The organism is Streptomyces sp. NPDC111507 (assembly GCF_055638955.1).
In genome coordinates, this window is sequence record NZ_JBVKBU010000001.1 from 207,985 (window position 1) to 221,080 (window position 13,096).

Genomic DNA, 13,096 nt, shown 5'->3' on the forward strand with positions numbered 1-13,096 from the left:
TGTTTGTCCACAGGTAAAAAGGGGGGAGGAGACACCAAGGAACGTCGGTTCGTAACGGCTCCGGGTCCCCTCGGCGCCTGTCTCGAATAAGACCCCCCCCGTGCGCCCCCCCCCCCCGCGACCCGGCGTACGAAACACGTCCGGCCAGGCACCTCGGTGCCCGGCCGGTTCTCAACTCCTAGATTTCGCCCCGCAGTTTGGCGAGCGCCTCGGCGAGGATGGCCTCGCCGTCCGCATCGCTGCGCCGCTCCCGTACGTACGCGAGGTGCGTCTTGTACGGCTCGGTGCGCGGCGGGTCCGGCGGGTTGTCCTGGTCCTGTCCGGCGGGAAAGCCGCAGCGCGGGCAGTCCCAGGTCTCGGGAACCTGCGCGTCGCTGGCGAAGCTGGGCACCGTCTCGTGCCCGTTGGAGCACCAGAAGGAGATGCGCAGCCGCGGCGCAGACTCGCCGCGCTCGGCCTCGCCCATCGGCCCCGCCCCGACCCGGCTTCCTCGGATCGCGTTGCCACTTGCCACGGTCGTAACTCCCTGCGTGATGGTGCCGCGAAGCGAGTCGGCGTGACGCTTCGCTGCGAGCGCCTCAGTCTACGTAAGGCCCAACGCGCGTCCAGTGATTGGAGTTACACCCCGGCCCCTAGACGCAAGCCCCATGATAGGCCGCGCCTGGGGGCGCGCACCGGACATGGGGCCTTACGTGCGGATTGTGCTTGCGTAATGTGCAGTTGTGCTGCTGTACCGATGCCGGTCGGTGATCAGTTGTTGACCTTCATCAGGATGCCGAGCACGACAATGGACGCGAACCAGAGCAGACCGATCACCACGGTGATGCGGTCGAGGTTGCGCTCGGCGACCGAGGAGCCACCGACGGACGACTGCATGCCGCCACCGAACATGTCGGAGAGACCGCCGCCCTTCCCCTTGTGCATCAGCACCAGCAGCATCAGCAGCAGGCTGAAGACGATCAGGGCGATCGAGAACCCCAAAACCACGGCTGGACCAACTTCCTCGGAACTGAATGGACGACGGGGGCCGAAGCCTACTGGGTGAGCACCTCAAGCCCACTCCGAAGGCCGCGACCCCCGCAAGGGTACGACGAATCGCCGCTAGCGCATACTTACTGGTCGCGGAAGCGGACGATCTTGACGAACTCGTCGGCGTCCAGAGAGGCACCGCCGACCAGGGCGCCGTCGATGTCGGGCTTGGCCATGATCTCCGCGACATTGCCGGACTTCACGGAGCCGCCGTACTGGATGCGGACCTGGTCGGCCACTTCCTGGGAGTACAGCTCGGCCAGCCGGGCGCGGATCGCCGCGCAGACCTCCTGGGCGTCGTCGGAGCCGCAGACCTTGCCGGTGCCGATGGCCCAGACCGGCTCGTAAGCGATCACGATCGACTCGGCCTGCTCCGCCGGGACGTCCTTGAGACCGCCGTCGACCTGGGAGAGCGTGTGCGAGACGTGGTTGCCCGCCTCACGGATGTCCAGCTCCTCGCCGACGCACAGGATCGGGGTCAGGCCGTGCTTGAAGGCGGCCTTGATCTTGGCGTTGACGATCTCGTCGGTCTCGTTGTGGTACTGCCGGCGCTCGGAGTGGCCGATCGCCACGTACGTGCACTTCAGCTTCGACAGCATCGGGCCCGAGATCTCGCCGGTGTAGGCACCGGAGTCCTGCGCCGACAGGTCCTGCGCGCCGTACTTGATCTTGAGCTTGTCGCCGTCGACCAGGGTCTGCACGGAGCGCAGGTCGGTGAAGGGCGGCAGGACGGCGACCTCACAGGCCTCGTAGTCCTTGTCGGCCAGGGCGAAGGCGAGCTTCTGGACGTGCGCGATGGCCTCGAGGTGGTTGAGGTTCATCTTCCAGTTGCCCGCCATCAGCGGCATACGGGTCGTCATGCGGGGTCAGTCCTCCAGTGCGGCGAGGCCGGGGAGCGTCTTGCCCTCGAGGTATTCGAGGGAGGCGCCGCCACCGGTCGAGATGTGACCGAATGCCTTCTCGTCGAAGCCCAGGATGCGGACGGCCGCGGCGGAGTCGCCACCGCCGACGACCGTGAAGGCCGGGGATTCGACGAGGGCCTGGGCGACCGCCTTGGTGCCCTCGGCGTAGTCGGGGTGCTCGAAGACGCCCATCGGACCGTTCCAGAAGACGGTGGCCGCGTCGGCGAGCTTCGAGGCGTACAGCTTGCGGGTCTCCGGACCGATGTCCAGACCCTCCTGGTCGGCCGGGATGGCGTCCGCGGCGACGGTGGTGGGGTTGGCGGGGGCCTTGGTCTTCAGGTCCGGGAACTCCGGAGCGACCAGGACGTCGACGGGGAGGACCAGCTCGACGCCGTTCTTCTCCGCGCGGTCCATGTACTCCTTGACGGCCGGAACCTGGTCCTCCTGAAGGAGGGAGATGCCGACCTCGTACCCCTTGGCCTTGAGGAAGGTGTACGCCATACCACCGCCGATGAGCAGACGGTCGGCCTTGCCGAGCAGCTGGTCGATGACGGCGAGCTTGTCGGAGACCTTGGCGCCGCCGAGCGCGACGACGTAGGGGCGCTTGACGTCCTCGGTGAGCTTCTTCAGGACGTTGACCTCGGTGGCGATGAGGTAGCCCGCGTAGTGCGGAAGGCGCGCCGGGAGGTCGTACACGGAGGCGTGCTTGCGGTGCACGGCACCGAAACCGTCGCCTACGTAGACATCGGCCAGTGCGGCGAGCTGGTCGGCGAACTCGCCGCGCTCGGTGTCGTCCTTGGACGTCTCGCCCGGGTTGAAGCGCAGGTTCTCGATGACGGCGACCTGGCCGGGCTGGAGGCCGTTCACGGCGTCGTGGGCGGCGGGGCCGACGGTGTCCTGGGCGAACGCCACGGGGGCACCGAGCAGTTCACCGAGACGCTCGGCGGGCTGCAGCAGGGAGAACGCCGGGTCCGGGGCGCCCTTGGGGCGGCCCAGGTGCGAGGCGACGACCACCTTGGCGCCCGCTTCGGCGAGGGCCTTGATGGTGGGCAGGACGGCGCGGATACGGCCGTCGTCGGTGATGAGGCCGTCGGCCAGCGGCACGTTGAGGTCGGCGCGGACGAAGACCCGCTTGCCGTCCACGCCTTCGGCGAGAAGTTCGTCGATCGTCTTCATAAAGGGACTCCTAGGAGGGCTCTGTTGTCCGGGAGGGCTGATCGATCCGTGCACAGAGCAGGGCTCGGACAACGCGGCGGTGCGCTGCCCGAGCCCTGCTCTCACATCAGAGGTGCCTGCTCCGGGACTTAGAGCTGACCGCCGACGAAGACCGTGAGGTCGACGAGGCGGTTGGAGTAGCCCCACTCGTTGTCGTACCAGCCGAGGATCTTCACCGAGTTGCCCTCCTGGACCATCGTCAGGGAGGAGTCGAAGGTGCAGGAGGCCGGGTCGCCGACGATGTCCGAGGAGACGATCGGGTCCTCGGTGTAGGCCAGGTAGCCCTTGAGGTCGCCGTCGTCGGAGGCCTTCCTGAACGCGGCGTTGACCTCGTCCTTGGTGACCTCGCGCTGCAGCGTCACGACCAGGTCGGTGGCCGAGCCGGTCGGGACCGGGACGCGCATCGCGATGCCGTCGAGCTTGCCCTTGAGCTGCGGGAGGACCAGGGCGGTGGCCTTGGCGGCACCGGTCGTGGTCGGGATGATGTTCTCGGCGGCGGCGCGGGCGCGACGCAGGTCCGAGTGCGGGAAGTCCAGGATGCGCTGGTCGTTCGTGTACGCGTGGACCGTCGTCATCAGGCCCTTGACGATGCCGAAGTTCTCGTCGAGCACCTTGGCCATCGGCGCCACACAGTTGGTGGTGCAGGAGGCGTTGGAGATGATGTTGTGCTGCGCCGGGTCGTACTGGTCCTGGTTGACGCCCATCACGATGGTGATGTCCTCGTCCTTGGCCGGAGCCGAGATCAGGACCTTCTTGGCGCCGCCTGCGATGTGCTTCTCGGCGTCGGCCTTCTTGGTGAAGATGCCGGTCGACTCGATGACGATGTCGACGCCCAGCTCGCCCCACGGGATGTCGGCGGGGTTGCGCTCGGAGAGCACCTTGATGGTGTGGCCGTCGACGGTGATCGTGTCGGCGGTGTGCGACACCTCGGCCTTGAGGCGGCCCAGGATGGTGTCGTACTTCAGCAGGTGAGCGGTGGTCGCGGTGTCACCCAGGTCGTTGACAGCCACGATCTCGATGTCAGCACCCTGCTCCAGCAGCGCGCGGAAGTAGTTACGACCGATGCGGCCAAAGCCGTTGATGCCTACGCGGATCGTCACGAACCGATCTCCTCGTTAGGTACGCCGACTCAGTGCCGGCGAGTTGTATGGGATGTCCCCGACCGCCTACGACCCTACCTCCCCGAGGCGGCTGCGGTGACATCGAGATACCCCATACACGGCAGGGCGTTCCGTACCCACCAGTAGGGGTACGGAACACCCTCGGTGTTGACGAGATAGTCACACTGGGTTAGCTGTTCAGCGCCCCGAGCGCCTTCTTGACGAGGGCCGCGCGGTCGGCCGCCGCGGTGACGTGCTCAAGGCCGAAGCCCAGCAGCACCGTGTCGTCCGTGGTGACTCCGCCGTACGTCTTGAACAGTTCTCCGTAGCGCGCCCAGTCCTTGAGCACGGAGGGGCTGCCCGGGGGCGGCCCGGAAGGGCTCCAGGGCCCGAGGGAGGTCTCGAAGCCCTCCGTCTCGGTGGCCGCCCCGCCGACGACGAGGGAGGCGTTGTCCGCGAGGACGCCGTGACCGCCGGTGTTCGGGTCGGTGATGTAGCTCAGCGACACCTCGACCGACTTGCCGGCGTACGCGCTGAGGTCGAAGTTGACCTGCTGCCAGCCGCTGGAGGCACCGGTGAAGCTGTTCCACGCCCCGCTGGTACCGGTGTTGGCGCAGCCGGTGGAACTCACGGTCAGGTACCGCTTGAGGAAGGGGTGCTCCCTGACCAGGAATCCGGCCTCGCACTCCGCCGGGACCGTGGTGCTGGTGGCGCCGCCCGCCTCCGGCAGCGTCGTCCAGTCGTCGGCCCCGGTGGTGTGAGCCTCGAGCACCGAGTGGTCGTAGCCGGGCTCGGTGTCCCACAGGAGCTGGGTGCGCAGCGTCGGCTTGTCGGCGGCGCTGACACCGGTGAGGTCGATGGTCCGGGTGAGGCGCTTGTAGGCGTCGTCGGTGTGCACGGCGGCGGCCATGTACGAACCCGCGTAGGGCCCGTACGGGTTGACGGTCCCGGCGAACTGGCCCGCTCCCGCGCTCGAGGCGAACTGCGGGTACTGCGCGGGCGCCAGCGAGTCCGAGGTGACGCCGTAGGTGCCCGCCGTGTTCAGCGGATTGCCGGGCGCGTCGCCGAGCGCCCCCGTGAAGCCGGTGAGCTTCCCGGCGCCGGTGAATCCGTTGGCCCCCGGAGTGGACGTACGGGAGTAGGCACCCAGGTAGTACTGGCTGAAGTCGTTCGAAAGGGTGCCTCCGCCGAGATCGACGTTGCCGCCGGCCTGCTCGCCCGCCTCGATCAGCTTGCCGCCCTCGTTGAGGAAGGCGCGCAGCTGGAGCTGGGTGGCGTTGCCCGGCCGTGCGGCGCCGGTGTAGTGGACGACCGTCTTGAAGTGATCGAGCACGCCGAGCGCGTCGGGTGCGCCCAGGGTTGCCACGTCCCAGACGAGGGGCTTCTTGCCGTTGGCCTTCAGGGCGTCGACGTAGGCCTGGGACTGCGTGGCGGTCGCGCCCTCCTCGGCGACGACCAGCGTGTCGGCACTGGGCCGCTGGGCCACGGTGTACGTGAAGTGCGTACTGGAGGTCTTCTTGCCATTCTTGGTTCTACCGGTGAACCACACCTCGACCTTGTCGCCGGGGTCGCCGTCCTTCACCTTGGCGCGGTACTCGTCGAAGTAGAGGTTGTCCTTGCCGCCGTAGGTCTCGCCGCCCTTCCAGGCCTTGAGGGCCATGTCCAGCGTACGGCCGCCGTTGACGCGGTACTTGAGCTCCTTGTCGCGTACGGACTTGCGGACGACGACGGAGACCTCCTGGTCGGCCCCGCGGGAGTACGACGTCGTGAAGGGGGCCGGGGTGAAGTCGGCCGCGTCGAGGCCCACCGAGGACGACGGCTGGTCGGGGTGGGCCGCGGTCTCGGCGACGGAGAGCGCGAACGGGACGTTCTTCTCGAACTCCTGCTCGATCAGCTTTTCGTCGTCCGGGAAGGTGAAGACCGAGGCGCAGTCGGCCGCGTTCCAGGCGTCGTTCGGGTCGATGTCCGAGGCGGTCTCACAGGTCGACATCTCGGGGGTGAACATCGCCATGCCGTTGACGTTGCCCGCGTGGCCGTCCGCCTCGCCGTTGGTCGTGTAGAGCTCCGAGGAGACCTGGGGGTGGTAGCCCGGGATCGCGGAGTGCTCGGGGGTTCCGGCGAGCGCCTTGTAGAGCACGTCGTCCGGGGTGGGCGTCGCCACCTGCCAGCCCACTCCGTAGAGGAGAAGTTCGGCGGCGGAGTGGTAGTTGATGCCGTACGTGAAGCCGATCCGCCGCTCGAAGGCGTCGAGCGCCCTGGTCTCGGGCTCGGAGCCGGGGCTCGCACCGCGGTAGGTCTCATTGGTGGGGTTGGGTGACGAACCCTCGTCGTCGTAACCCCACTTGTAGGCGAAGTTGCGGTTGAGGTCGACGCCGTCACCGGTGGAGATGACCCCGTCGCCGTTGACGTCCCGCAGGTTCTTGCGCCACTGGCGCGCGTCGGCGTCCTTGAACGTGTAGTCGTAGCCGTCGGGGTTGGCCGACAGGACGAACCACAGTTCGGTGGAGTCGACGATCTTCTTGATGCGTTTGTCCGTGGAGTAGTTGTCCAAGTAGTAGTGCATCAGACGCCGTGTCATCTCGGGTGTGATCCACTCGCGCGCGTGCTGGTTGGACATGTACAGCACGGACGGCTTGGAGCCGTCCTTGGACTTCTTCGCGCCCTTGGTCAGTTTGAGCGCGAGGATGTCCTGGCCGTTGACCGTCTTGCCGATGGAGACGACCTTGGTGAGGTCGGGGTGGGCCGCGCCGGTCTTGACGACCTCCTCCTGGAGATTGCCCTTGCCGCTGTACGGGCGGAACACGCCCTGGGCCGCGTTCTCCACCCGCGCCTCGGCCTTGGCCGTCAGGGTGTGCTCGGTGAGGTCGACGCCCTGCTTCTCCAGCTTCTTGGCCTGCTGGTCGGTGACGTAGACCTCGACCGCGCTCTTGCCGTTCTTCCACGTCGTGTCGCCGAGTTCGTGGCCGTCCTGCCCGGCCGCGAGCAGCAGGGGTACCTGCTGCTTCGTGATCTCCGCGTGGAACACCTTCACGGCGTTCGCGTCGGGCTTGGGTGAACCGCCGTTCTGCGCCTGGGCGATGGGCGCCATGCCCGCACCGCCCAGCAGGAGCGCGCCGGTAGCGAGGATCGCTCTCGCTCTTCGTCTCATGAGCCCCCCTTGCGTGAGTCCGCCACAGCAGCGAACAGATGCCAGGCTCATGACACTTCATGGTCAAGTCAAGGGTGCCTCACAGGAACGCAAACGCCGGTGCCGACGTCCCAAGTGGACATCGGCACCGGCGTGTTGGGCTTCCGGCGATCGGTCGGACGGGTCAGCCCGCGAGGTTGTCCGCCATCTCCTCGGTGAGGTTCGACTCCGTCCCGGGGATGCCGAGATCCTGGGCCCGCTTGTCGGCCATCGCGAGCAGCCGCCGGATACGGCCGGCTACGGCGTCCTTGGTCAGCGGCGGGTCGGCGAGCGCGCCCAGCTCCTCCAGGGAGGCCTGCTTGTGCTCCATGCGCAGCCGTCCGGCGGCCGCGAGATGCTCCGGCACCTCGTCCGCGAGGATCTCCAGGGCGCGCTGCACGCGGGCTCCGGCGGCGACGGCGGCACGGGCCGAGCGGCGCAGGTTGGCGTCGTCGAAGTTGGCGAGCCGGTTGGCCGTGGCGCGGACCTCGCGGCGCATCCGCCGCTCCTCCCAGGCCAGCACCGACTCGTGCGCTCCGAGCCGGGTGAGCAGCGCGCCGATCGCGTCTCCGTCACGGACGACCACGCGGTCCACGCCGCGCACCTCGCGGGCCTTCGCGGCGATCGAGAGCCGGCGGGCGGCGCCGACGAGCGCGAGCGCGGCCTCCGGACCCGGGCAGGTCACCTCCAGGGAGGAGGAGCGCCCCGGCTCGGTGAGCGAGCCGTGCGCCAGGAACGCCCCGCGCCAGGCCGCCTCGGCGTCGCAGGTGGCCCCCGAGACCACCTGCGGCGGGAGGCCCCGGATCGGGCGCCCACGGCCGTCGACGAGCCCCGTCTGGCGGGCCAGCTGGTCGCCGCCCGCGACGACGCGTACGACGTACCGGGAGCCGCGGCGCAGACCGCCGGGCGCCATCACGATCAGTTCGGAGCTGTGGCCGAAGATCTCCAGAATGTCCCGCTTCAGCCGGCGCGCCGCCATCGCGGTGTCCAGCTCCGCCTCGATCACAATCCGGCCGCTCACCAGGTGGAGGCCGCCGGCGAACCGCAGAATGGCGGAAACCTCCGCCTTTCTGCAGCAGGTCCGGGTGACGGGGAGCCGGGAAATTTCATCCTTCACCGCTGCCGTCATCGCCATGGGCCGATCCTTCCATGCATCCGAAAAATACGGTCGTACGCGGCAGCCAACAGCTCCGGGTCGTGCCGCGGAGATCCGTCGGTCCGGGCCACCGGCGCCAGCTCGACCGCGGCGCCGAACCGCTGGGCGGCGTCGGTGAGTGAGTCGCGATCGGGCACGGCGGCCTCGTCGGCCAGCACCACGTCCAGGGCGAGTTTAGGGGCGTGTCGTCCCAAAACCTCCAAATGACGCTGCGGGGAGAAGCCCTCGGTTTCTCCGGGCTGCGGGGCGAGGTTCAGGGAGAGTACCCGGCGCGCCTTCGTCTCGGTGAGCGCATCGAGGAGCTCGGGCACGAGAAGGTGCGGAATCACCGAGGAGAACCAGGAGCCGGGGCCAAGGACCACCCAGTCGGCGTCGAGGACCGCCGCCACCGCCTCGGGGACGGCGGGCGGGTCGGCGGGGACGACGTGCACGGACTGCACCTCGCCGGGGGTGAGGGCCACGGTCGCCTGTCCCCGTACCGTGTCCACGTCCTCGGGCCGCTCCGGGTCGTGCCCCTTGACCAGGGCCTGGAGCTCCAGGGGTACGGCGGACATGGGCAGCACCCGGCCGTGCGCGCCGAGGAGCCTGCCGACCAGGTCCAGGGCCTGGACATGGTCGCCGAGCTGTTCCCACAGGGCGACGATCAGCAGATTGCCGACCGCGTGCTCGTGCAGATCGCCCTGGGACTGGAAACGGTGCTGGATGACGCGGGCCCAGGTCTGGCCCCAGTCGTCGTCGCCGCACAGCGCGGCCAGGGCCTTGCGCAGGTCGCCGGGCGGCAGCACGCCCAGCTCGTCGCGCAGGCGCCCGCTGGATCCGCCGTCGTCGGCCACGGTGACGACGGCGGTGAGATCGCCGGTGATCCGGCGCAGCGCGGCGAGCGAGGCGGACAGCCCCATACCGCCGCCGAGGGCGACGACCTTGGGCTGGGCACCCCGGCGGCGCGGCTTCCCGCCGCGCGCCTCGGCGGGCCTGTCGCCGCGTCCCTCGGAGGCGACCCGGCGCAGCCTGCTCAGCCGCAGTGCGGCACGTCCGGTCACTCGCGCCCCATGTCCCGGTGGACGACCACGGTCTCCACGCCCTGCGAGGCGAGGCGGGCGGCGAGCTTCTCGGAGGTGGCGACCGAGCGGTGCTTGCCGCCGGTGCAGCCGACCGCGATGGTCACATAGCGCTTGCCCTCGCGGCGGTAGCCGGCGGCGATGAGCTGGAGCAGCTCGGTGTAGCGGTCGAGGAACTCCTTGGCGCCGGGCTGGTTGAAGACGTACGCCGACACCTCCTCGTTCAGGCCGGTGAAGGGGCGCAGCTCCGGGACCCAGTGCGGGTTGGGCAGGAAGCGCATGTCCACGACCAGGTCGGCGTCGACCGGAAGGCCGTACTTGAAGCCGAAGGACATGACGGTGGCCCGCAGCTCGGGCTCCTCCTCGCCGGCGAACTGGGCGTCCATCTTGGCGCGCAGCTCGTGCACGTTCAGGCTGGAGGTGTCGATGACCAGGTCGGCGTCGCCGCGCAGCTCGCGCAGCAGCTCGCGCTCGGCGTCGATGCCGTCGACGATGCGGCCGTCGCCCTGGAGGGGGTGCGGACGGCGCACGGACTCGAAGCGGCGCACCAGGGCCTCGTCGGAGGACTCCAGGAAGACGATCCGCCGGGTGACGTTCTTCGCCTCCAGGTCGGCGAGGGACTCGCGGAGGTTGTCGAAGAAGCGGCGGCCTCGTACGTCGACGACGACCGCGATCCTCGCCACGTTGCCCTGGGAGCGGGCGCCGAGCTCCACCATGGTGGGGATCAGCGCGGGCGGCAGGTTGTCGACGACGAACCAGCCGAGGTCCTCCAGACACTTGGCGGCCGTCGAACGGCCCGCCCCGGACATCCCGGAGATGATCACCAGCTCGGGGATGGCGGCTTCGGGCACCGCGGGCGTCTCCATCGTCGTACCCCCCTGGGTCTCGTCGGCGGCCTGTGGTGCGGCCGTCTGCCCGGTCTGCGGTCCGGCCGTCTGATCAGCCGGTTGTTCGGCCGGTTGTTCGGCCGGTGCTGGGATCTCTTGTCGTTCGTTGTCGCTCATGTCTCCTGCCCCCGTCGCTCGTGTGAGGCGCCCGCGGACACGGGCTCCTCCGGGGAGCCCGCGGTCGTACCGGACGCCCCGACTTCCTCGTCTTCCATGATCTCTCCAGTCGCCGTGTTCACGGCGGGTGCGGCCGGAGCCGCCTGGGCGAGGGCCACGGCGACCGCCTCGGCCGTCTTGCGGCCTATGCCGGGGACCTCGCAGATCTGGTCGATGGTCGCGGATCGCAGCTTTTTCACCGAGCCGAAGTGCTTGATCAGCGCCTGCTTGCGGGTCTCACCCAGGCCCGGCACCTCGTCCAGTGGGCTCGCCTTGAAACGCTTGGCCCGCTTGGTGCGCTGGTAGGTGATGGCGAAGCGGTGGGCCTCGTCACGGACCCGCTGGAGCAGGTACAGGCCCTCGCTGGTGCGGGGCAGGACCACCGGGTCGTCCTCGTGCGGCAGCCAGACCTCCTCCAGGCGCTTGGCGAGGCCGCAGACGGCGATGTCGTCGATGCCCAGTTCGTCGAGGGCCCTCTGGGCTGCCGCGACCTGCGGCTGGCCACCGTCGACGACGACGAGCTGCGGAGGGTAGGCGAAGCGCTTGGGGCGGCCGTCCTCCTCGGTGAAGGCGTTCCCCGCGAAGGCGTTCCCCGTGGTGTCACCTTCCAGAGCGGTGTTCCCCAGGGGAGCGCTTTCGGTGGAGGTCCCGTCGGCGGAGGTCCCGTCGCGGGAGGTCCCGTCGGCGGAGGTCCCGTCGCTCGAGACGTTCTCGCCGTCCGTCCACTCGCCCGTCCGCTCCTTCTCGGCGAGATAGCGCCTGAAGCGGCGGGTGATCACCTCGTGCATGGAGCGGACGTCGTCCTGGCCTTCGAAGCCCTTGATCTGGAAGCGCCGGTACTCGCTCTTGCGCTGCAGCCCATCCTCGAAGACGACCATGGAGGCGACCACGTCGTCCCCCTGGAGGTGCGAGATGTCGTAGCACTCGATCCGGAGCGGGGCACTGTCCAGGTCGAGGGCTCCGGCGATCTCCTCCAGGGCGCGCGAGCGGGTGGTCAGGTCGGAGGCGCGCTTGGTCTTGTGCAGGCCGAGAGCCTGGAGCGCGTTGCGCTGCACGGTCTCCATGAGCGCCTTCTTGTCGCCGCGCTGCGGGATGCGGAGGGAGACGTTCGACCCGCGGCGCTCGGTCAGCCACTCCTGGACGGGTTCCACGGGGTCGGGCAGTGCCGGGACGAGCACCTCCTTGGGGACGGAGTCGCCCGTCTCCTCCCCGTAGAGCTGCTGCAGCGCGTGTTCGACCAGGTCACCGGTGGTGACGGCCTCCACCTTGTCGGTGACCCAGCCGCGCTGCCCGCGCACCCGGCCGCCGCGCACGTGGAAGATCTGCACGGCGGCTTCCAGCTCGTCCTCGGCGACGGCCATCAGGTCGGCGTCGGTCGCGTCGGCGAGCACGACCGCGCTCTTCTCCATGGCCTTCTTCAGGGCCTCGATGTCGTCGCGCAGACGGGCCGCCCGCTCGTACTCCATCTCCTCGGCCGCGTCCGTCATCTGCTTCTCGAGGCGGCGGATGTACGTCCCCGTACGGCCGGCCATGAAGTCGCAGAACTCCTCGGCCAGGTCACGGTGTTCCTCGTCGGAGACCCGCCCGACACAGGGGGCGGAGCACTTGCCGATGTAGCCGAGGAGGCAGGGGCGGCCGGTGCGGGCGGCGTTCTTGAAGACGCCAGCCGAACAGGTGCGGACCGGGAAGACGCGCAGCAGCAGGTCGACGGTGTCGCGGATCGCCCACGCATGTCCGTACGGACCGAAATAGCGCACGCCCTTGCGCTTGTGGCCGCGCATCACCTGCACACGCGGGAACTCCTCGTTCATCGTCACCGCGAGGTAGGGGTAGCTCTTGTCGTCGCGGTACTTGACGTTGAACCGGGGGTCGAACTCCTTGATCCAGGAGTACTCCAGCTGTAGCGCCTCGACCTCCGTGGACACCACCGTCCACTCCACGGACGCGGCCGTGGTGACCATGGTGCGGGTGCGGGGGTGCAGGCCCGCCAGGTCCTGGAAGTAGCTGGCCAGGCGCTGGCGCAGGCTTTTCGCCTTTCCGACGTAGATCACCCGGCGGTGCTCGTCGCGGAATTTGTACACCCCGGGAGAGTCCGGGATCTGTCCCGGCTTGGGGCGGTAGCTGGAGGGGTCGGCCATGTCACACACCCTACTGGCGGGGGCTGACACCGCGACGACCTCCCGGCCCGCCGGTGGACTCAGCCGCCGGGACCGCGATCGCAGATCGGCCAGAGGGCGGTACGGCAGGTTGAGTAGGTTGCGTATCAGGTGTTGTCGGGGCTTGGTCAACACGCTTCAATGCGTGGGAACTCGGGGGCGGGGACGGCGACAGGCGCGTGTGAACAAGCCCCGCGCGCCGGCCGGGCGCCCCCGACGACCTGCATCCAACGGTCTGACCAGCCGTTGTGAACATTCACAGAAAGGCCCT

10 protein-coding genes are annotated in these 13,096 nt (G+C 69.0%); all 10 read right to left on the reverse strand.

Features of this window, described 5'->3' with window-relative positions; translation table 11 throughout:
• Positions 1-178 precede the first annotated feature (178 nt).
• Positions 179-514, reverse strand: coding sequence for an RNA polymerase-binding protein RbpA (locus tag ACZ7M2_RS00960; protein ID WP_075026247.1), 336 nt, complete (start codon positions 512-514; stop codon positions 179-181).
• Between the two features lie 236 nt (positions 515-750).
• On the reverse strand, positions 751-987 hold the full coding sequence (secG, locus tag ACZ7M2_RS00965; RefSeq protein ID WP_006373292.1) for a preprotein translocase subunit SecG: 237 nt from the start codon (positions 985-987) through the stop codon (positions 751-753).
• Positions 988-1,112: 125 nt separating this feature from the next.
• On the reverse strand, positions 1,113-1,889 hold the full coding sequence (tpiA, locus tag ACZ7M2_RS00970) for a triose-phosphate isomerase (protein ID WP_352048598.1): 777 nt from the start codon (positions 1,887-1,889) through the stop codon (positions 1,113-1,115).
• A 6-nt stretch (positions 1,890-1,895) separates the two neighbouring features.
• Positions 1,896-3,107 (reverse strand): phosphoglycerate kinase, encoded by a 1,212-nt coding sequence (locus ACZ7M2_RS00975; protein ID WP_054235923.1) that lies wholly within the window; start codon positions 3,105-3,107, stop codon positions 1,896-1,898.
• 128 nt (positions 3,108-3,235) lie between these two features.
• On the reverse strand, positions 3,236-4,246 hold the full coding sequence (gene gap, locus ACZ7M2_RS00980; RefSeq protein ID WP_471593625.1) for a type I glyceraldehyde-3-phosphate dehydrogenase: 1,011 nt from the start codon (positions 4,244-4,246) through the stop codon (positions 3,236-3,238).
• Positions 4,247-4,436: 190 nt separating this feature from the next.
• Complete coding sequence (locus ACZ7M2_RS00985; RefSeq protein WP_471593626.1) at positions 4,437-7,394, reverse strand: M14 family metallopeptidase; 2,958 nt, start codon at positions 7,392-7,394, stop codon at positions 4,437-4,439.
• 163 nt (positions 7,395-7,557) lie between these two features.
• Positions 7,558-8,547: a DNA-binding protein WhiA gene (gene whiA, locus ACZ7M2_RS00990; protein ID WP_010987695.1), complete on the reverse strand. Its 990-nt coding sequence runs from the start codon at positions 8,545-8,547 to the stop codon at positions 7,558-7,560.
• Positions 8,538-9,608, reverse strand: a complete 1,071-nt coding sequence (locus ACZ7M2_RS00995) for a gluconeogenesis factor YvcK family protein (RefSeq protein WP_352048600.1) — start codon at positions 9,606-9,608, stop codon at positions 8,538-8,540. Before ACZ7M2_RS00995 ends, whiA begins: the two co-directional genes overlap by 10 nt.
• Positions 9,605-10,492, reverse strand: coding sequence for an RNase adapter RapZ (rapZ, locus tag ACZ7M2_RS01000; RefSeq protein WP_075026813.1), 888 nt, complete (start codon positions 10,490-10,492; stop codon positions 9,605-9,607). The genes ACZ7M2_RS00995 and rapZ overlap by 4 nt, the downstream gene beginning before the upstream one ends.
• A gap of 134 nt (positions 10,493-10,626) precedes the next feature.
• A complete protein-coding gene (gene uvrC / locus ACZ7M2_RS01005; protein WP_471593627.1) occupies positions 10,627-12,807 on the reverse strand; it encodes an excinuclease ABC subunit UvrC in 2,181 nt (726 codons plus the stop codon).
• Positions 12,808-13,096 lie beyond the last annotated feature (289 nt).

Excerpts from the sequence above, each read along its gene's own strand:
- tpiA (WP_352048598.1), bottom strand. The coding sequence starts at position 1,889 with ATGACGACCCGTATGCCGCTGATGGCGGGCAACTGGAAGATGAACCTC.
- ACZ7M2_RS00975 (WP_054235923.1), bottom strand. The coding sequence starts at position 3,107 with ATGAAGACGATCGACGAACTTCTCGCCGAAGGCGTGGACGGCAAGCGG.
- ACZ7M2_RS00985 (WP_471593626.1), bottom strand. The coding sequence starts at position 7,394 with ATGAGACGAAGAGCGAGAGCGATCCTCGCTACCGGCGCGCTCCTGCTG.
- whiA (WP_010987695.1), bottom strand. The coding sequence starts at position 8,547 with ATGGCGATGACGGCAGCGGTGAAGGATGAAATTTCCCGGCTCCCCGTC.
- rapZ (WP_075026813.1), bottom strand. The coding sequence starts at position 10,492 with ATGGAGACGCCCGCGGTGCCCGAAGCCGCCATCCCCGAGCTGGTGATC.
- uvrC (WP_471593627.1), bottom strand. The coding sequence starts at position 12,807 with ATGGCCGACCCCTCCAGCTACCGCCCCAAGCCGGGACAGATCCCGGAC.